Origin of the sequence: Haloplanus sp. XH21 (genome assembly GCF_023276355.1) — an archaeon.
Lineage (GTDB): Archaea > Halobacteriota > Halobacteria > Halobacteriales > Haloferacaceae > Haloplanus > Haloplanus halobius.
This window is the reverse complement of the sequence record NZ_JALLPL010000001.1, coordinates 1,461,001-1,479,871: the sequence shown is the minus strand read 5'-3', so window position 1 is coordinate 1,479,871 and position 18,871 is coordinate 1,461,001. Positions and strand designations below refer to the sequence as shown.

The window sequence follows — 18,871 nt, the reverse complement described above, 5'->3', positions numbered from 1 at the left end:
AGCCGGCGACGCTGGACGGCGACGATGAAGTTATATTGGCCGCCGCCGCTAGCGGTGTAATAGTGAGCGTCACCGTCGAGAAGCGCGTCGATGGTCCCGGCGTAACCGAGTACGCCGACGAGGCCTGGAACCTGAAAGAGCGCATCCGTCGGACCGAAGGGGTCCTCAAACAGCGAAAGCATTTCTTCATGGATGCCTACCGGCGGGCGACGACGCACCTGCTCTATCTGGACGACGACCTGGTCGGCTTCGCGACGGTCCGCCGCGACGGCTACATTCTCTTTCTCGCCGTCGCTCCCGAGCGTCGCGGCGAGGGGTTTGGCCGCCGCCTCGTCGCCGAAGTCGCCGAAGATCACCGCACGGTCACCTGCCACGCCCGGACGACCAACGAACAGGCCCTCGAATTCTACAAATCGGTCGGCTTCGAGATCAAGCGGCACATCGAGAACTACTACGAGGACGGCGGCGACGCGTACTACCTCCGCCTCGGTCCCGACGAGCGACTGCGCGATCGGCTGTCGGAGTTGATCGGACGTTAGGGCTCGAACTGCCCCTGATCGGTGACCACGCTGTCGATCAGGTCCATCGGCGTCGCGTCGTAGGCGGGGTTCTCGACGGTGACCCCCTCGACCGGTTCACGGATCACTTCCGCGGGCGGCCGGGACTCGTTTTCGAACACGAAGTCGTCGTCGATGACCTTCGACTGGGAGCCGACGACGGTGACGGGGACGTCGGCCACGTCGGCCGCGGCGGCGAGGGGGAACGTGCCCACGCGGTTGTAGAGCGTGTCCTCGACGATGCAGTCCATGCCGACGATCACGCGGTCACACTGATCGAGGAAGTACCCGGCCGCGCTGTCGACGACGAGGTGAGGGTCGACGCGGTCCATCTCCGCGAGTCGCCGGGCTGTCTTGCGGCCGAGATACCGCGGGCGGGCCTCGGTGACGTACGCGGTGAGGTGGGTGCCACCCGTGGCCGCCGTCTCGATGGCTTCCAGGACGGTCGTGGAGAAGTCGTGGGTGAGGAAGCTCTCACCGTCGTCGAAGGTGTCGGCCGCGCGGTCGGCCGACCGCCGCTTGCCCATCTCTATCTCCTCGGCGATGCGATCGATGACGCGATCCGTCTGGGCTTTCGCCTCCTCGACGGTGTCGGCCACGCCGACGACGTCTTCGACGACCTCTCGCATCGCCTTGTGAAGCGACGCGTGCGAGGGGTTGGCTCGCCGGAGCGCCCCCGCGTTGCGTTCGAGGTCGCGTTCGTACGCCTCGACGTTCTGGTAGTCGCGATCGAGCAGGTCGCGCAGGGCCTCGGTCGCCTTGACCGCGACCACCGACGAACTGTGGGTCTGCATCCGGCGGATCTCCTCGATCGTCTCGTCGATCATACGATGAGGTGGCGGGTTCGGGGCAAAGGCCTTCCGGATGCGTCAGACCGGTAACTGGTCACGGGCGGTCACTGGCCGCCCGGCGGGCGTACGCGTAGACGAGCAGCGCGGTGACGAACCAGACGACGGCACCGACGCGGACGGCGAAGGCGACGCGGGCGCCCCAGGTCGGGAGCGACTGCCCCAGCGAGAGCAACGCCACCAGGGGCGACCCCGCCACGATTGTGGTGATGAAGGTGACCTGCATCACCCACCCGAAGTCGACGCCGTCGGGGTCGGTGCGCTCAACGCGGTGTGGCACGCGTTCCCGTTGCGGGCCGAGGCGCTAAGGCGTGGTGGTTCACGTTTCGCTACAGCGATGAGCGGAACGCGTCGGCCGACGGCCGGTTGTCGGGCGGGCGGATGCACCGCCTCGGGGGTCGAATCCCCTCAGGTCCGGAGTATAAGTGACCGGGCGGAGTACGCAATCCCCGTGTCCCTCCGGACCAAGCGCGCTCCATTCGATCGCTATCGGCATCCAGTCGCGGTGTCAGTCGCCCTCGTCACCGCCCTCCTGATCGGCGTCTTTCTGTGGCGACGCCTCCTGTGGCGGACAGTGTCGGTCGCCGCCGGCCCGGACCCGCTGTTCGGCTCCGTTCTCGTCGGTGGCCTCCTCACGGGGAGTGTCTTTCTCGCCGGCTTGGTGCTACTCACGGGCGCGTACACGAGCGCCCTCGGCATCGATCGAGGGGTGGCGCTCCCGGATCGAACCGGTCTGCCCGCCGTCGGCCTGGCGGTCGTCGTCCCGCTCGCGTTCGTCGCCGCCACCAAACTCGTCGGTGTTCTCACCGACGTGCCGTACAACTCCCTCACCAAGACGGCGGTCGCCGCGGGCGCGTCGGTACGGCCAGTGGCGCTCCTCGCAGGGCTCGGACTCCTGATCAGCGTGCCGACGCTGTGTCTCGTCTGTCAGGTGCTCGTGCAGGGCACGTTCGCGCAGGTGGTCGACGGAACCGAGGCCGTCGTCCTGACGACGCTCGTGACGGGGTTCGCGATGACGAGCACCGCCGGTGGGTTGGCGACGGTCCCCGACCGGGGGAAACTCGCCGGGACGGCGCTGTTCGCCGGCCTCCTCTGTGCCGGCGTGTACGCCGCCGACTACGCCGACGGCGAGCGGCTGCGCGCACTGGGTTACGTCCCGGCCGCGCTCTTCGTCGCGTTCGTCGTCGTCGCGGGCGTCGCCAGCGTCGACTCCATCGCCGGCGGCCTGTTCGCAGTCACGCAACTCGCGGTGCTTGGGATCGCGGCCGTCACCTCCGACCGGACGGGGTCGCTCCTGCCGCCAGCGTTCGCGTACGCGACGCTGTTGCTCGCGAACCGGCTGGTCGTGTTCGTCTTCGAGCCGGGCGTCCAGAGCTGGTAGACTGGGTTAGCCGTCGAGAAACGTCGTCACCGCGTCGTTGAACGCGTCCGGCTGTTCCAGCATGGCGAGGTGTGCCGCGCCGTCGATGGTCGTCCACTCGGCGCCGGGGATCGACTCCGCGAGCGATTCGTGGTACCACGGCGGCGTGAGCGCGTCGTGTTCGCCGACGACGGCCAGGACGGGCACATCGATGTCGCCGAGGCGATCACGTACATCGAAGCGGTGACAGGTCTGGAAATCCCGGCGTGTCACCGGCTGTCCGGCCGCCTGCAGCGCCTCGCGCGACACCGCCACGAGTTGCTCGTCGGGGTCGTGAAAGAGCCGGTCCGAGCCGTGCAGAAACTCCACGGCGCGCTCGAAGTCGGTCCGCAGCCACCGGAGCAAGTCGTCGAGGACCGCCAGTCGCGCCCCGGTTCCGGCGAGGACGGCCCCCGAGAGATCGAGAGTCACGTCCCGTTCGAGCAGTAGCATCAACACGACCGCCCCGCCGAGCGAGTTGCCACACAGCACCCGCGCGCCGGTCTCCCGGGCGACGGCGACCACGTCGTCGACGTGCGCCGAAAGCGTCTCGTACCCCGGCGCTGCGTCGATGTCGTCGCTCTCGCCGTGACCGCTCAGATCCAGGGCGACCACCGGCCGGTCCGTCGCGAGCCGAGCCTGTGACTTCCAGACTGCGTGCGAACCGCCGCTCCCGTGGACGAACAGGATCGGAGCGGCGTCCCCGCCCTGATGTCGTCGGAACGCCGTCTCCCGGCCGTGGTGTGTGACCGTCTCCATACCGGATGGTAGCGCCGGGAAGGGCATAAACCCGACCACCGGGCGTCGTTGACGTGCAGATCACACTCCCGACGCCGAGCAGCGAGACCGCTGACCGCCACACAGGGTTCCTTGAACCGCGAGTCCATTTGAGATATCTATCCCACCACCGTCGGTCGATTAATCGGAGAAAGATTTATATAGATAGGTACCTAACGTGTGGTTAAGAAGTATCATGGTTAGACAGCAATACACCGGTAAGGACGGGCAGTTCGTTCGTCGGTACGACTACGAAGATCAGTGGCTGATCGCGGCCGACATCGGTGTCGACGACGACCGCCTGGACATCGACATCGTCGACGAGACGGCGATCGTCGTCGTCAACGGGGAGACCGAGGCGGAGTTCGACCTCCCTGGCTCGGCCGAGAGCGTCGACACGAACCACGGCATCCTCGTCGTGGAGGGTGACCGATGAAACTCGTCGTCAAACCCCTTCAGCAGAAAGACGCCGGTCGCGGCCTGGCCGCCATCGACCGCGCGGCCGCCGCCGAGATGGGTCTCGAAGTCGGTGATTACATCCGCATCGAGGGCTCGGACGGCACCGCCATCGCCCGCGTCTGGCCCGGCCTCCCCGAGGACCAGGGCTCCAACGTCATCCGCATCGACGGCCAGCTTCGCCAGCAGGCCAACGTTGGCATCGACGACCGCGTCGAGGTCGAGAAAGCGGACGTGAAACAGGCCGCGAGCGTCACGCTCGCGCTCCCCCAGCAGATCGGTATTCGCGGCGACGTCGGCCACTACCTCCGCGATAAGCTCACCGACAAGCCCCTGACCAAGGGTCAGACCCTCCGGGTCCCCTTCGGCTTCGGCTTCATGGGCGGTCGCCAGAGCAAGGCGCTCCCGCTGAAGGTCGCCGACACCGAGCCCTCGGGCACGGTCGTCGTCACCGATTCGACCGAAATCGAGATCAGCGAGAAGCCCGCGGAGCAGATCCGCGAATCCGCCGGCGGCGAGGCGGGGACCGAAGGTCCCGACGTGACCTACGAGGACATCGGCGGCCTCGACCGCGAACTCGAACAGGTTCGCGAGATGATCGAACTGCCGATGCGCCACCCCGAACTGTTCCGGCGGCTCGGCATCGACCCGCCGAAGGGCGTGCTCCTGCACGGCCCGCCGGGCACGGGGAAGACGCTTATCGCCAAAGCCGTCGCCAACGAGATCGACGCCTCCTTCCACAACATCAGTGGGCCGGAGATCATGTCGAAATACTACGGCGAGAGCGAGGAGCAGCTCCGCGAGGTGTTCGAGGAGGCCGAGGAGAACGCACCCGCTATCGTCTTCATCGACGAAATCGACTCCATCGCGCCCAAGCGCGGTGAAGCCGGCGGCGACGTCGAACGCCGCGTGGTCGCCCAACTGCTCAGCCTGATGGACGGCCTCGAAGAGCGTGGCGAAGTCGTGGTCATCGGCGCGACCAACCGCGTCGACGCCATCGACCCCGCGCTCCGTCGTGGCGGCCGGTTCGACCGCGAAATCGAAATCGGCGTCCCGGACCGCGACGGCCGCCGCGAGATCCTGCAGGTCCACACCCGCAACATGCCGCTCGCGGACGACGTCGATGTCGACTCGTTCGCGGAGTCCACCCACGGCTACGTCGGTGCCGACATCGAAAGCCTCGCGAAGGAGGCCGCGATGAACGCGCTCCGGCGCATCCGCCCCGAAATCGACCTCGAGGAGGACGAAATCGACGCGGAAATCCTCGAATCGCTCGAGGTGGACAAGGACGACTTCCAGGAGGCGCTGAAAGGCATCGAGCCCTCGGCGCTCCGCGAGGTGTTCGTGGAAGTGCCCGACATCACCTGGAACGACGTCGGTGGCCTCGAAGACACCAAAGAGCGCCTCCGCGAGACCATCCAGTGGCCGCTGGACTACCCCGAAGTGTTCGAAGCCATGGACATGGAGTCCGCGAAGGGCGTGCTCATGTACGGCCCGCCGGGCACGGGAAAGACCCTGCTCGCGAAGGCCGTCGCCAACGAGGCCGAATCCAACTTCATCTCCGTGAAGGGGCCGGAACTGCTCGACAAGTACGTCGGGGAGAGCGAGAAGGGCGTGCGCGAGATCTTCAGCAAGGCTCGCGAGAACGCCCCGACCGTCATCTTCTTCGACGAGATCGACGCCATCGCGACCGAGCGCGGCCGCAACAGCGGTGACTCGGGCGTCTCCGAGCGCGTCGTCTCCCAGCTGTTGACGGAGCTCGACGGCCTGGAAACCTTAGAGGACGTGGTCGTCATCGCCACCTCGAACCGGCCCGACCTCATCGACTCGGCGCTCCTGCGCCCGGGTCGTCTGGACCGCCACATCCACGTGCCCGTCCCCGACGAGGAGGCCCGCCGGGCGATCCTCGAGGTCCACACCCGCGACAAGCCGCTCGCCGACGACGTCGACCTCGACAGTCTCGCCCGCCGGACCGAGAACTACGTCGGCGCCGACATCGAGGCGCTCTGCCGCGAGGCCTCGATGGCCGCCAGCCGGGAGTTCATCAACAGCGTCTCGCCCGAGGAAATCGGCGAGTCGCTCGGCAACGTCCGCATCACGATGGACCACTTCGAGCGGGCGCTCCAGGAAGTGACGCCGAGCGTCACCGAAGAGACCCAGGAGCGCTACCGCGAGATCGAACAGCGGTTCACGAACGAGGAGATCGAAGGGCCGCAGGAAACCAGCCGGACGTTCCACTAACGTCGCGGCGACGCAGCGATTTTTTGTTCGATCACCCCAAGAGCCTCGCGGATGGCCGAAACCAGACGCTATTTCACCGCCGGGTGAGGAGTAGGCGTCGTGCCGACACTCTCCGTACGCCAGCGGCGGCTTGGCCTGTGGGCGTTACTGGCGGCCGGCTTCCTGTTCGTCAACTTCCACCGGACGGCGACGGCGGTTCTCGCCGATCCGCTCGCCCGCGCGTTCGACGCCACGGCCGCCGAACTGGGCTTGCTCCACGCGTCGTTTTTCTACGTCTACGCCGCACTCCAGCTTCCGGCCGGGCTAATCGTCGACCGCTACGGGCCGCGACGCGTGGGCGCGGTCGGCCTCGCCCTGATGTCCGCCGGCGTGGGCTGGTTCGCGTTCAGCGGGACGCTCGGCGCGGCCTTCGTCGCCCGCGCCAGCATCGGCCTCGGCGGGAGCGTGCTCTACATCGCCACGCTTCGCTTCTGTGCCAACTGGTTCCAGCCGGACGAGTACGCGACGATGACGGGCTACACCGTCGCCGCGGCGGGCGTCGGGGGCATCCTCGCGACGACGCCGCTGGCGCTCGCCACGGGTGAGTTCGGCTGGCGGATGGCGATCCTCGTCACCGCCGTGACGACCGGCGTGCTGAGCGTCGGCATCGCGCTCGGCGTCCGTGACACGCCGGAACGGGCCGGTCTCGACGCCAGCGAGTTCGGCGTCGGCACGTCGAGTACGCACGTCGCGTCGCTCTCCGAGATGGTCGCCAACACGCGGACGGTTCTCGCGGAGTTCGAAACGTGGCTAATGGGAGTGGTGCTGTTCTGTGTCCTCGGCGTGAACTTCACCGTCCTCGGTCTCTGGGGAGTTCCCTTCCTCGTCGACACCTACGGCGTCTCCATCGCGAACGCGTCGATATACGTCCTCGTCGGCAACGTCGGCTTCGTCCTCGGCTCGCCCGTCATCGGCGCGCTCTCGGATCGGCTCGGCCGGCGAACCGAACTCGTCGTCGCGACGGCCGTGCTGTTCGCGCTGTCGTACGGCACGCTGTTGCTCATCCCGCCGCTCCCCGTCGTCGGCGCCGTCTTCTTCACCGCACTGCTCGCCAACGGTGGCGTCGCGCTCGTGTTCACGATCGGCAAGGAACGCCACCGGCCGGCTGTCGCCGGCACCATCACGGGCGTCGTCAACAGCTTCGGCTACTTCGGGGCGGCGGTGCTCCCGAGTCTGATGGGCGCGGTCCTCGACGCCTACTGGACCGGCGACATCATCAACGGCGCGCGGGTCTACACCGTCGCCGGCTACCGCGTCGCCTTCGGCATCGCCGCGCTCGCGGGGCTCGTCGCGACGCTCGTCGCGTGGTGGCTCCACCACCGCGAGGTCGGAGGGGGTCCACAGCGAGTCGAGACGGACGCGTGACGGGTCAACTGCGCTGATACCGGCGCCATCCCGCGAGCGCGAGGCCCGCGACGATGAGGACGAGACCGACGCCACGCGCCGCCGAGAGCGCGAGGCCGAGGAGCAACGCCGCGACGTTGAACCCCGAACTCCGCTGCTCGGTCCGCACGGAGTACACCTCGCCCTCGTCCCGGACGGGGGAGAGCCCCTCACCGAGGGCGACGTGGTCGCTCGTGTACTGGAACTCGGGCGCCGTCGCCGATTCGTTCTCGACGACGTACGGCGAGTCGGCGACCCCGCGAGCGACGGCGCGCTGTCCGCGGTCCGAGAGGTTCTCGTAGGCTAGCACGTCCGACTCTTCGTACTCGATGCCGTACGCGAGCGTGCCGTTCTCGGCCGGTTCGACGTGGTGGACGTAGTCGACGTCCGACGGCCCACCGCCGATCGGAGCGGCCGAGGCGAGCACGCAGACGACGCCGGCGGCGACGAGCAGGGTGGGGAGGGCAGGCCGGTCGACCATGCCGGAGCGTGACGGCCAAGAATCATGTTGGTTCCGATCAGAGATCGGAAAGGATCTCTTCGGCGTGTCCCTCCGGCGAGACGCCCTCGTAGACGTGCTCAATGTGGCCGTCGGGACCGACGACGTACGTGTTCCGGAACACGCCGTCGAACGTCTTGCCGAACATCTGCTTCTCGCCGTACGAGTCGTACGCGGCGGCGACCTCGCCGGATTCGTCCGAGAGCAAGGAGAAGGTGAGATCCTCCTGTTCCGCGAACGCCGCGAGATCGTCGACCGGGTCGTCGCTGATGCCGACGATTTCGGCGTCGCGGTCACGGAAGGCGTCGACGCGCGCCTGGAAGCCACACGCCTCGGTCGTGCAGCCGGGCGTGTTCGCGCGGGGATAGAAGTAGACGACGACGCGCTGGCCGCGGAAATCCGCGAGCGACACCGTTTCGCCGTGTTGATCGGGCAGTTCGAAATCGGGAGCATCGTCGCCAACGTCGAGCATACCGTTCGTGGGAGAGCCGCCGGGAAATCGCTTTCGCGGTGCCGACGGACCCGGGGGTTGTCAGCCGCTGTGCACACTGCCAGCGGGACGTCGATCGAGAGATCTGCCCCGCTCAGTGGACGTGGGCGCCGTCAGCGCGTTCCGCGTCCGTGTCGCGGAGGTAGCCAACGGAGAGGTCCGCCAGGAAGATGGGACCGAAGACAGCGTTGAGGTGGGTCGTGTCCCCGCTGAGCCGGGTGTCGAGCGTGACTGTCCGTCTCTGGAGAGTTCGCTGCCCACCAGCACAGTCTGGCAGTTGGTTTTTGAACTACCTCACATAATAGTTTAGAAATCACAGAAAAATCCAGTTTAAGACAACGGACGAAAACCCCACTCCAAAAGATTATCCGTCATGGGACCGCGTCGACAGACGATGCCGTACGATCCCGACCCACTCGACCCGCTCGTTCGCACGCTCCGGAGCGGCGACCAGTCGCCCACGGCACTGGTCGATACCCTGTGTGACCGTCTCGACGCCGTCGACGGCGACGTTCGGGCCGTCCTCCCGGAGGCAGGACGGCGCCCTCGCCTGACCCGCGAAGCCGCGGCGCTCGTGGACCGTCACGATACGCCCGCAACGCGGCCGTCCCTGTTCGGCGTCCCCGTCGGCGTCAAGGACATCTTCCACGTCGACGGCTACGCCACGGCGGCCGGGTCGGCGGTGCCGACGACGGCCATCACCGGCCCCGAGTCGACGGCCGTTCGCCGCCTCCGCGACGCCGGCGCGCTCCACTTCGGCAAGACCCATACGACCGAGTTCGCGTATTTCGCCCCGCCGCCGACGCGAAATCCGAACGCGCTCGGCCACACGCCGGGCGGGTCGTCGAGTGGTTCGGCGGCCGCCGTCGCCGCCGGCCTCTGTCCGCTCGCGCTCGGCACCCAGACCGTCGGGTCGGTGATCCGCCCCGCGGCGTTCTGTGGCGTCGTCGGCTTCAAGCCGAGTTACGGCCGCATCCCGACCGACGGCGTCGTCCCCTTCTCGCCCACCGTCGATCACGTCGGCACGTTCACCGCGGACGTGGCGGGCGCGCGCCGGGCCGCAGCGATTCTCTGTGACGGGTGGGAACCGACCGATCCCGACGAACGGCCCGTACTCGGCGTCGTCGACGGTCCCTATCTCGAACAGGCGACCGACGCTGGCAAGGCGGGCGTCGAGGCGGGCGCGGAGGCGTTGCAGTCGGCGGGCTACGACGTTCGCCGGGTGTCGATGCTCGACGACATCGACGACATCAACGACCGACACGACCGTCTCACGGCGGCCGAACTGGCGCTGTCGCACGCGGAGCGATACGCCGCCTACGGCGACCGGTTCGCCGAGGAGACGACCGCGCTGATCGAAGAAGGCCAGGACGTCGGCATCGAAGCCGTCGTGGACGCACGGGTCGCCACCCGTGAGTTCCGAGAACGTGTCGGTGACCGCATCAGCGAAGCCGGCGTCGATCTGTTGCTCTCGCCGTCGGCGCCCGGCCCTGCGCCCGAAGGGATCGACGACACCGGTGATCCCGTGATGAACCTTCCCTGGACCCACGGCGGCGTGCCCGCGCTGACCGTCCCCTGTGGCCGGGTCGGGGACCTCCCCCTCGGCCTCCAGTGTGTCGCGCCGTTCGGCACCGACGAATCCCTGCTCGCGTGGGGAGACGACATCGCCGACGCCGTCGCCGACGTGGGGGACGTGACGGAAGACTGAGAGCGACGGGCCGCCCTCACTCCGTCGGCGTCGACGTGGCCGACCCGCTCGTCCCGCCACCGGCCTGACTGCGCGCCTCCTCGAACGCCGACGTGGGGAAGATCCCGCTCACTTCCTCGTAGCCGAGCGTCTCGAGGAGTGCGGCCGGGCTTCCGGTGACCCGCATCACGCCGAACTCGCTGATCGTGTCGTCGACGGTGACCGACGTGTTTCCCGTCCGGTTCTGGAACCGACCGACGGCCTCCTGGGTCAGTTCGATCCGACGGCGCCGGAACGCCGACTGGGCCTGCATCCGGTCGAGTTCGCCCGATTCGACCTGTGATCTGATCTCCGCCTGTAGTTCCTGCAGGGACTCCTCGTCGGGTTGGACCGCGAGCGTCGCCGTCGCGGGTTCCGTGGCTCCGCCGTCGTGATTCGAGAGCGCGCTACAGCCCGATAGCGACAGCGCGGTGCCCGTCCCGGCGAGTTGAAGAAACCGTCGTCGGCCAGCGTCCTCGAACATTTCCCCCGCGCTTGGGGTACGACCGCTATAAGCCCTCGGCTTCGGCGAGGGAACGAGACGACTCCGTGCAGTGAAATCGGTGGCTTGAACCTCTCCGAACGCCTACGACTCGACCGCGTGCGAGGGTAGCCAAGCCCGGAAACGGCGGCGGACTCAAGATCCGCTCCTGTAGAGGTCCATGCGTTCAAATCGCATCCCTCGCATCGCAGGGCACACGCCCGACGGGTGGCCCACCACCACCTCAGATGCGGAAGACCGCTCTCGGAGCGCTCTTCCCTCGCAAAAACATCACCGACTCCCACTCGATGAGTGGTGACGCTTCGCCGGGGTCGATCGGGCGACACGCTCGGCTCAGCGCTCGTCGTCTCGGCGAGACGCGCGTGTCCCGCCTGTCGGGACAGAGCGCACCATCAGAGACGTGCAGTGAAGACGGCCGAGAGTTTGTAGTCGCGGTTGGATGTACTACCCCCGACTCGTCAGACGGTGCACACGCCGCCTCGACTACCGCCACAACAGGCGGTAATCCTCGTCCGGCGTGTACCGGCGGAACAGCAGACTGTTCGACAGCACCGACACGCTCGAGAACGCCATCGCGCCGGCGGCGAGTACGGGCTGGAGCAGGCCGAGCGAGGCCAGCGGGATCATCGCCGTGTTGTATCCCAGCGCCCACACGAGGTTCTGCTTGATCTTCCGGAGCGTCGCGTCCGAGATACGGATCGCCTTCACGACATCCACCGGGTCGTCACGCATCAGAGTGATGTCGGCGGCCTCGATGGCGACATCCGTGCCCGAGCCGATAGCCGTACCGACGGAGGCGACTGCCAGGGCTGGCGCGTCGTTGACGCCGTCGCCGACCATCATCGCCTTCCGGCCCGCATCCTGAATGGATTCCACAGCGTCCGACTTGTCCTCGGGAAGCACCTCCGCGCGGACGTTCTCGGGGGCGATACCGACCTGCTCGGCGACGGCGCGTGCGGTACGCTCGTTGTCGCCGGTGATCATCATCACGTCGACTCCGCGCTCCTGCAGCTGGCTCACGGCGTCTTTCGCGCTCTCCTTGACCGAATCGGCGTCGGCGACCACGCCAACGAGTTCACCCTCGTCCGTGCCGGCGGGCACGCGGGCCACCAGCATCGCCGTTTTGCCCTCGTTCTCGAGGCGCTCCATCGTCTCCTGTGCGGGCGCGGGGTCGATCCCGTTGTCACGGAGGAGCTTCCGGTTGCCGACCAGCACCTCACGGCCATCAACGGTCGCTTTGACGCCGTGCCCGGGGACGTTCTCGAAGTCGTCGGGGGCGGGCACGTCGATGCCGCGGTCTTTGGCCCCTGCCACGATCGCCCGGGCGAGGGGGTGTTCGCTCCCACTCTCGGCGATCGCCGCGAGCCGAAGCACGTCGTCCTCGCTGAGACGCTCACGTGTGGTGAGTTGCCCGCCATCGGTGGCGGGGGTTCCATCGGCTGTGGCGGGGTGACCGTCGTGATCAACGACGACGACATCAGTCAGCTCCATTTCGCCTTTCGTGAGCGTCCCGGTCTTGTCGAAGACGACGGTGTCGACGTCCTTCGCCCGTTCGAGCACGTCGCCGCCTTTGAACAGGACGCCGTTCTGTGCACCGAGGGTCGTCCCGACCATCGTCGCCGCGGGCGTCGCGAGGCCCAGCGCGCAGGGACAGGCGATCAGCACCGCCGAGGCGAAGACGATGACCGCGAACTCGAAGACCGAGACGCCGCCAGCGGCGACGGGACCACCCGCGACGAGACCCCATAGTGGGAGTGCCTCGACGAAGCCCGCGAGCGTCGCGGGGAAGAGAGACCAGACGACACCCCAAAGGACGGCGTTCGCGATGACGGCGGGGACGAAGTACGCGGAGATGCGGTCGGCGAGGTTCTGGATGTCCGGCTGGCGGGACTGCGCTTCCTTCACCGTCTGCACGATCTGCTGGAGTGCCGTATCCTTCCCGACTTTCGTCGCCTCGACGACGAGCACGCCGTTCTCGTTGATGGTCGACCCGACCACCTCGTCGCCCTCGCTCTTCTCGACCGGGACGGATTCGCCGGTCACCATCGACTCGTCGACTGCCGACTGGCCGTCGACGACGACGCCGTCGGTGGGGATCTGCTCGCCGGGGCGGACCTTCATCCGATCGCCGACAGCGACATCTTCGAGTGGGATCTCTTCCTCGTTCCCCTCCTCGTCGATGACGGTGGCGGTGTCCGCCTCCATCTCGAGGAGTTTCCGGAGCGCCTCGCCGGCCTGCCCCTTCGATCGAGCCTCGAGGTAGTTGCCGAGCGTGATGAACACGAGGATGAACGCCGCGGTGTCGAAGTACAGTCCGCCGGCGATCAGCCCCAGCAGGACCGCCACGGAGTAGACGTACGCGGTCGTCGAGCCCAGCGCGATCAGCACGTCCATGTTGGCGCGGCCGTTCGTGACGAGCGCCTTGTAGGAGTTCTCGTAGAACGGCTTCCCGAGCACTAGCTGGACGGGCGTCGCCAGCGCGAACGCAACCCAGCCGGACGGGAGGCCGAAGAGCTCGTCACCGACGAGCCCGAGTCCCAGCAGGTGGTCGGCCATGAACACCAGCAGAGGCAGGGACAGGACGGCGCCGAACAGCGTCAGCCGGCGTTGCCGACGGATCTCCTCTTGCCGGGCGGCCTCTCGGGCGTCGCCCTCTGCGTCATCGTCGGTCTCGGCGTCCTCCCGGACGGGCGAGTAGCCAGCGTCTTCGATGGCGTCGTAGAAATCCTGCAGATTTGCCTCGGCGGGGTTGTACGTGACCTGTACCTCGTCGGTCGCGAAGTTGGCGTCGGCGGCGACGACGCCCGGAGTCCGTTCGAGTGCGTCCTGGATGGTCTCCGAGCAGTTCGCACACGACATATCGGTGACCGCGATCGTGACCGAGTCGCTCACCGGCGTGTAGCCCGCCTCCTCGATGGCGTCGTATATCTCACCGAGCGAGACCGCTTCGGGGTCGTACGCGACCGACCCCTCGTCGGTGGCGAAGTTGATGTTCGCCTCCGAGACGCCGTCGAGTGAGTTGACTGCGTCGGAGATGGTTTGCGAACAGTTTGCACAACTCATCCCCTGAATATTGAGTTGGCTTTTTCGGTGACTCATCATCTATACATACGGGCCCCACATATAGTGGAGTTTCCCTTTCAGGTATTCAGCTCTCACGGACCAAACCTTTCGAATGCAAATCACAACGTGGCGTCGCTTAATCCGCCTCTCGTTGAAGCCGGTCGTACTTCTCCATAAATCGGGTCTCACACGACGGGCAACAGAACTGGTACAACTCACCGTCGATGCGGGTCGCCGTTCCCTCGCTGTCGACCGTATTCCCGCACTGGGCACAGGTGAGGGCAAACTCCGTTTCGCCCAGGTCAGGAGACCAGTCAGCCCCTGCCAAGAGCGTCACCTCGAAGTCGTCGAACGCGTCGTCGTCGAGGGCGTCCGTAAGCCAGCTGGCGATGTCGTTATCCCGGACCCTGGCGTAGATGACCAGATCGGCTTCGGCCGTGGTGAACACGTGCTCGACGGCGCCGTCGCCCAAGAGGTGCTCTTTGATCGACGCAACGTCGGACCCCGTTGAGGCGATGTCGAGTGTGATCAGCACCGGAATCCCGTCCCGGAGTTGCGACCGATCGACATCGATCGTGAACCGGTTGATGACGCCCATCTCCTGCAGTTTCGTTACTCGGTCCGACACGGCCGGGGCCGAGAGACCGACGGCATCCGCGATGCCACTGTACGGTCGGCGAGCGTTCGACAGCAGTAGCTGGAGGATTTCGAGGTCGGTTTCGTCGAGATCGTGCATGGTGAAACAACGCTTGCTATCGACTAAAGCACCACGCCGAGACACCCTTCGAATCGAAAGTCTGTATGCCTCTCTTACCCGGTTATCGAAGGGGGAACTCGCAACGGGGATCGGCACACGTACTCCGGTATGCCGACTGTACTGACCGGTGATGCGACGGAAACACACTTCCCGCCCGCGGCGCAATCCTGGCCTATGCGGCGACGCGACGTACTCGCCCTGTCCGGATTCGGCCTCGCGGCGCTGGCTGGCTGTAGCGGTCGCTCCCCGAACACGCCGACCCCGATGTCCACCCCGTCAGCCGCCCCCGACCGCCACGTTCCGATGGGTCGGACGGTGACCGTCGACGGGACACGCCTGACCGTCGAGAATCCGCGCGTCAGGAAAGCCGCCGTGTCCCGCGGCATGACCCACACGCGCGTCGTGGCCCACGCGGGGCAGTTCGTCGTCGCGGACATCCTGATCGACGGCGAGCCACCGGACAGAACGGCGGCGCTCGACTTCCGTTCGGTCGTGGACGGCGAGTACCTGCCCGGGAGCGATCCGCTGCCGAGCGTCGACGGGACGGCGTCGTACGCGTTCTCCTTCCCCGCGGAACGCCACGAGACGGCGGCGATTCTCCGCCTGACCGACGGGTCTCGCGTCTCCTGGGACCTTCCCACGACCATCCTGGAGACGCTCGCCCTCGAACCCGCCTTCGTCGTCTCGGATATCCGCGTTCTGGACCGCGACGGACGACTCGTGCTGGACATGACCGTCGCCAACGAGGGAGCCCGCGACGGCGCCTTTGCGGCGCGCGTGTCGTTGGAGGGGTTCAGTGGCGGGCACATCGTCGAACTCCCCGTTCCGGCGGGCGAGTCACGGACGTACACCGGGCGGCCCGGCGACATCCTGCTCTATCTCGAGAACCAGGGCGGGGGAACGCTCACCGTGCACTACCCCGGCGACGACGGCCTCACGAGCGTCGAACGAACCGTACAGCCCGCACGAACGACCGAACCGACCGCCTGAGCCCCATCACCGCCGAAACGGTGCGGTCCCCCGCGAAGCGCGGACGTTAAACGGCCGCGCCGGCAATTGGGCAGTAATGAGCCAGGACGCCGCGACAGAGGGCGACCTCCGAAACACGGGGATGTCGCTCAAACACGACCGGGAGTGGGACTACGAACTCGAGCGCATCGTCGAGGCCGTCGAGGAACGGGACGCCAAAAAGGTCGGTCTCCAGTTCCCCGAGGGACTCAAGCGCCGCGGCCCGGCCGTCGCCGACGACCTGCGGGCGCTCACCGACGACGACGTGACCTACATGCTCTCCGGACAGCCCTGTTACGGCGCCTGTGACCTCGACACCTATCTGATGCGCCGGACGGACGTGTTCGTCCACTTCGGCCACTCGCCGATGAAGGAGTCGGACAAGATCATCTACGTCCCCCTGTTTTCGAACGTCGACCCCTTCCCGATCATGGAGGACTCCCTCGACGAACTCGACGTGGGCGACGTAGGCCTCGTCACCACGGCCCAGCATATGAACCGTTTCGACGAGATGCGCGAATGGCTGGAAGACGAGGGCTTTACCGTCCACACGCGCCGCGGCGACGACCGACTCACTCACGAAGGGCAGGTGCTCGGGTGTAACTACGCTTCCGCCGACATCGACGCCGATCAGGTGCTCTACGTCGGCGGCGGGAAGTTCCACCCGCTCGGCCTGGCGATGGAACATCCCGACAAGACGGTGGTCATCGCCGACCCCGTCAACAACGTCGTCACCGTCGCCGACACGGAGCAGTTCATGAAACAGCGCTACGCCTCGGTCCACAAAGCGATGGACGCCGAGAAGTGGGGCGTCATCTTCTGCACCAAGATCGGGCAGGGCCGCTGGGACATGGCCGAGCAGATCGTCGAGGACAACGACGACGCCTACCTCATCACGATGGACGAGGTGACGCCGGACCGCCTGCGCAACTTCGACATGGACGCCTTCGTCAACACGGGATGCCCGCGCATCACCACCGACGACGGCCCGCAGTTCCACAAGCCGATGCTCACGCCGGGCGAGTACCGCATCGCCGTCGGCGACGAACCCCTTGACTCCCTCTCCTTCGACACCTTCCACGGCACCTGGTGAGCGATCGCGAGTAGCTTTTTGCGCGCCGATGCCGTCGTGCCGGTGTGCAGTGTGACCCGATCGGAACCTTCAGTGCGGGGATTCGACGTAATCGACCGCTGCCTCGGGCGTTGCGACCGGTTCGACGCCAGGCACGTCGTGGGTGTCGAGGCCGGCCACCGGCCGGTCGAAGACGCCGGCGAAGCCGAGTTCCGAGAGCGTGCCCGCGCTGCCGCCGACGGCCACGACGGCGTCGCCGTTCATCACGACCATCGCGTTGCGAGCGTGGGCCATCCCCGTCGCGATGGCGGTATCGACGTACGGGTTGGCGTCGTCAGGATCGGCCGTCGGCAGGATGCCGATCGTCTCGCCGCCCGCCGCGTCCGCGCCGCGACAGACCGCCTCCATGACGCCACCGAGACCACCGCAGACGACGACGTGGTCTCGGCGGGCGAGCAGGCGGCCGAGATTCCGCGCTCGCTCCCGCTCCGTTGCCGTGGCCGTGCCACTGCCGACGACGCTGACGCGCATGGTCGAGGGTCACCGGTCGGCGTGATATACGTTTGGACCCTACGCCGGCGACACACCACCTTTATACGGCGTCTCTCCGCGTAGACGGGTATGTCGGCCATTCAGTCCCTCCGGACGGCGATCGATGCGCTCTCGCGCAACACCGTCCTCCTCGTGGGCGGTCTCGTCTACGCGCTGGTGCTCCTCCCCCAGCGTGCGCTCCAGTTGGCGGGCGTTCCCCTTGCGCCCACCCTGCTGCAACTCCTGACCTTCTTCGTGACCCCGTTCGTCCTCGCGGGCGTCATCGGCATGGCGCGGGAAGCGCTCGACGGCGACGCGTCGCTCGACTCGTTGACGAGGGTTGGTAAGACGCGGTACGTCGACCTCCTGCTCGGCACGCTCGTCGAGTTCGCCATCCAGTTGGTCTTCGGCATCGGCATCGTGATACTCGCCCTGGTCGTCGCACTCGGTGGCGCCGCCGCGGGAACCGCCGGTCCCGCCGTCCTCGTCGGCATAGCGCTCATCGCGCTCCTGACACTCGGCTATCTGATCGTGCTCTTTGCCATCCAGTTTTACCCGGTCGCCATCGTCGCCGACGACGTGGGCCCGGTCGACGGCATCACGGAGAGCGTCGGCTTCGTCCGGTCGAACGTCCTCAGCACGCTCGGCTACACGCTGGTCACCGTCGTTCTGGGTGGTCTCGCATCGCTTCCCGTCACGGGCTTCGTCGCCTACCGGTCGGTCACCAGCGGTCTCGGATCGATGGATGGCGAACCGCCGGTGGGGGGCGGGGGCAACGCACCGCCACCGGAGACGCTCGACGCCCTCGCCGGGGGGCTGAGCCTCGGTCTCTCCACGCCGGAAATCGTCGTGCTCTCGCTCGTCTCCCTCGTGACGACGGCGCTGTTTTTCGCCTTCCGACAGACCTACGCCACGGCGTTCTACGAGCGTAACGGCCGGACCGTCGAGGAGCGCGTCCTCGGCGAAGACCTATAGCAGGAACGTTTCTTCGCGTTCCGAGAGGTCGAGAAACGAGTCGGCAGCCTCGACGAGTTCGTCGGCCGTCGAGGAGCCGAAGGCCATCACCTCGACCCGCACGCCCTCGTGGCGGAGATGCGAACAGAGCCGCGAGAAGTCGCCGTCGCCGGTACACAACACCACGACATCGACGTGGTTAGCGAGCGTCACGGCGTCGAGGCTGATGCCAACGTCCCAGTCGGCCTTCTTGCTGCCGTCGCCGAAGGTCTTGATGTCCTTGATCTTCGTCTCGAAGCCAATCTCCTGTAGCGCCTCGAAAAAGCGCTCCTCTTCGGGTGAGTCGGCGCGGATGACGTAGGCGATGGCGCGCACGAGTTCGCGCTCGGAGACGCCCTTCGAGAGCAACGACGAGTAGTCGATGTTCCGCGAATAGAGACTCTGTGCGGAGTGATAGAGGTTCTGCGCGTCCGCGAGAATCGCGACGCGCTGGTTCGAATGGATATCTGTCACGTTGGCCGAACATGGCGGTGCGCGACTAAATTCCTTGCTCATCCGACCGCGACGCG

The 18,871-nt window shown here is 66.9% G+C and carries 19 protein-coding genes and 1 tRNA gene; 10 read left to right on the top strand and 10 right to left on the bottom strand.

Annotation, left to right across the window (positions count from 1 at the left end; all coding sequences use genetic code 11):
• Positions 1 to 62 precede the first annotated feature (62 nt).
• Positions 63 to 539: a GNAT family N-acetyltransferase gene (locus MXB53_RS07600; RefSeq protein WP_248896781.1), complete on the top strand. Its 477-nt coding sequence runs from the start codon at positions 63 to 65 to the stop codon at positions 537 to 539.
• Here MXB53_RS07600 and MXB53_RS07595 read toward each other — a convergent pair.
• Together MXB53_RS07595 and MXB53_RS07590 are read right to left on the bottom strand one after the other, a co-directional pair.
• Complete coding sequence (locus tag MXB53_RS07595; protein WP_248896780.1) at positions 536 to 1,384, bottom strand: eIF2B alpha/beta/delta subunit family protein; 849 nt, start codon at positions 1,382 to 1,384, stop codon at positions 536 to 538. The genes MXB53_RS07600 and MXB53_RS07595 overlap by 4 nt on opposite strands.
• 58 nt (positions 1,385 to 1,442) lie before the next feature.
• Positions 1,443 to 1,685, bottom strand: a complete 243-nt coding sequence (locus MXB53_RS07590; protein WP_345779698.1) for a DUF5822 domain-containing protein — start codon at positions 1,683 to 1,685, stop codon at positions 1,443 to 1,445.
• A gap of 171 nt (positions 1,686 to 1,856) precedes the next feature.
• Here MXB53_RS07590 and MXB53_RS07585 point away from each other — a divergent pair, with 171 nt between their 5' ends.
• Positions 1,857 to 2,786 carry a hypothetical protein gene (locus MXB53_RS07585; RefSeq protein WP_248896779.1) on the top strand — a complete coding sequence of 310 codons (930 nt, stop codon included), beginning with the start codon at positions 1,857 to 1,859 and terminating at the stop codon, positions 2,784 to 2,786.
• A 6-nt stretch (positions 2,787 to 2,792) separates the two neighbouring features.
• Here the strand turns inward: MXB53_RS07585 and MXB53_RS07580 are convergent, their stop codons facing one another.
• Positions 2,793 to 3,563 (bottom strand): alpha/beta fold hydrolase, encoded by a 771-nt coding sequence (locus tag MXB53_RS07580; RefSeq protein WP_248896778.1) that lies wholly within the window; start codon positions 3,561 to 3,563, stop codon positions 2,793 to 2,795.
• Between the two features lie 214 nt (positions 3,564 to 3,777).
• On the opposite strand from MXB53_RS07580, the gene MXB53_RS07575 reads away from it, so the two are divergent.
• From MXB53_RS07575 to MXB53_RS07565, 3 genes are all read left to right on the top strand, one after another.
• Positions 3,778 to 4,017, top strand: coding sequence for a DUF7127 family protein (locus MXB53_RS07575; protein ID WP_248896777.1), 240 nt, complete (start codon positions 3,778 to 3,780; stop codon positions 4,015 to 4,017).
• A complete protein-coding gene (locus MXB53_RS07570) occupies positions 4,014 to 6,278 on the top strand; it encodes a CDC48 family AAA ATPase (RefSeq protein WP_248896776.1) in 2,265 nt (754 codons plus the stop codon). The genes MXB53_RS07575 and MXB53_RS07570 overlap by 4 nt, the downstream gene beginning before the upstream one ends.
• A 99-nt stretch (positions 6,279 to 6,377) precedes the next feature.
• Positions 6,378 to 7,682, top strand: coding sequence for an MFS transporter (locus MXB53_RS07565; protein WP_248896775.1), 1,305 nt, complete (start codon positions 6,378 to 6,380; stop codon positions 7,680 to 7,682).
• Between the two features lie 4 nt (positions 7,683 to 7,686).
• On the opposite strand, the gene MXB53_RS07560 is transcribed toward MXB53_RS07565, so the two are convergent.
• Positions 7,687 to 8,181 carry a DUF7979 domain-containing protein gene (locus MXB53_RS07560; RefSeq protein ID WP_248896774.1) on the bottom strand — a complete coding sequence of 165 codons (495 nt, stop codon included), beginning with the start codon at positions 8,179 to 8,181 and terminating at the stop codon, positions 7,687 to 7,689.
• A gap of 37 nt (positions 8,182 to 8,218) precedes the next feature.
• A complete protein-coding gene (gene bcp / locus MXB53_RS07555; protein ID WP_248896773.1) occupies positions 8,219 to 8,671 on the bottom strand; it encodes a thioredoxin-dependent thiol peroxidase in 453 nt (150 codons plus the stop codon).
• 412 nt (positions 8,672 to 9,083) lie between these two features.
• On the opposite strand from bcp, the gene MXB53_RS07550 reads away from it, so the two are divergent.
• Positions 9,084 to 10,397, top strand: coding sequence for an amidase (locus MXB53_RS07550; RefSeq protein WP_248896772.1), 1,314 nt, complete (start codon positions 9,084 to 9,086; stop codon positions 10,395 to 10,397).
• 16 nt (positions 10,398 to 10,413) lie between these two features.
• On the opposite strand, the gene MXB53_RS07545 is transcribed toward MXB53_RS07550, so the two are convergent.
• Complete coding sequence (locus MXB53_RS07545) at positions 10,414 to 10,899, bottom strand: hypothetical protein (RefSeq protein WP_248896771.1); 486 nt, start codon at positions 10,897 to 10,899, stop codon at positions 10,414 to 10,416.
• 119 nt (positions 10,900 to 11,018) lie between these two features.
• Here MXB53_RS07545 and MXB53_RS07540 point away from each other — a divergent pair.
• Positions 11,019 to 11,102 (top strand) — tRNA-Leu (locus tag MXB53_RS07540).
• A 298-nt stretch (positions 11,103 to 11,400) separates the two neighbouring features.
• Here MXB53_RS07540 and MXB53_RS07535 read toward each other — a convergent pair.
• Together MXB53_RS07535 and MXB53_RS07530 are read right to left on the bottom strand one after the other, a co-directional pair.
• Positions 11,401 to 14,016, bottom strand: coding sequence for a heavy metal translocating P-type ATPase (locus MXB53_RS07535; protein WP_248896770.1), 2,616 nt, complete (start codon positions 14,014 to 14,016; stop codon positions 11,401 to 11,403).
• Between the two features lie 100 nt (positions 14,017 to 14,116).
• Positions 14,117 to 14,716 carry a winged helix-turn-helix transcriptional regulator gene (locus MXB53_RS07530; RefSeq protein ID WP_248896769.1) on the bottom strand — a complete coding sequence of 200 codons (600 nt, stop codon included), beginning with the start codon at positions 14,714 to 14,716 and terminating at the stop codon, positions 14,117 to 14,119.
• A gap of 195 nt (positions 14,717 to 14,911) precedes the next feature.
• On the opposite strand from MXB53_RS07530, the gene MXB53_RS07525 reads away from it, so the two are divergent.
• Positions 14,912 to 15,727 (top strand): hypothetical protein, encoded by an 816-nt coding sequence (locus tag MXB53_RS07525; RefSeq protein ID WP_248896768.1) that lies wholly within the window; start codon positions 14,912 to 14,914, stop codon positions 15,725 to 15,727.
• Between the two features lie 76 nt (positions 15,728 to 15,803).
• The gene (gene dph2 / locus MXB53_RS07520) at positions 15,804 to 16,838 is read left to right on the top strand and encodes a diphthamide biosynthesis enzyme Dph2 (protein ID WP_248896767.1); all 1,035 of its coding nucleotides are present in this window, start codon (positions 15,804 to 15,806) and stop codon (positions 16,836 to 16,838) included.
• 69 nt (positions 16,839 to 16,907) lie between these two features.
• On the opposite strand, the gene MXB53_RS07515 is transcribed toward dph2, so the two are convergent.
• Positions 16,908 to 17,348: a TIGR00725 family protein gene (locus tag MXB53_RS07515; RefSeq protein ID WP_248896766.1), complete on the bottom strand. Its 441-nt coding sequence runs from the start codon at positions 17,346 to 17,348 to the stop codon at positions 16,908 to 16,910.
• 90 nt (positions 17,349 to 17,438) lie between these two features.
• On the opposite strand from MXB53_RS07515, the gene MXB53_RS07510 reads away from it, so the two are divergent.
• Positions 17,439 to 18,323, top strand: a complete 885-nt coding sequence (locus MXB53_RS07510; RefSeq protein WP_248896765.1) for a DUF7847 domain-containing protein — start codon at positions 17,439 to 17,441, stop codon at positions 18,321 to 18,323.
• Here MXB53_RS07510 and MXB53_RS07505 read toward each other — a convergent pair.
• The gene (locus MXB53_RS07505) at positions 18,318 to 18,815 is read right to left on the bottom strand and encodes a LabA-like NYN domain-containing protein (RefSeq protein WP_248896764.1); all 498 of its coding nucleotides are present in this window, start codon (positions 18,813 to 18,815) and stop codon (positions 18,318 to 18,320) included. The genes MXB53_RS07510 and MXB53_RS07505 overlap by 6 nt on opposite strands.
• Positions 18,816 to 18,871: the final 56 nt, after the last annotated feature.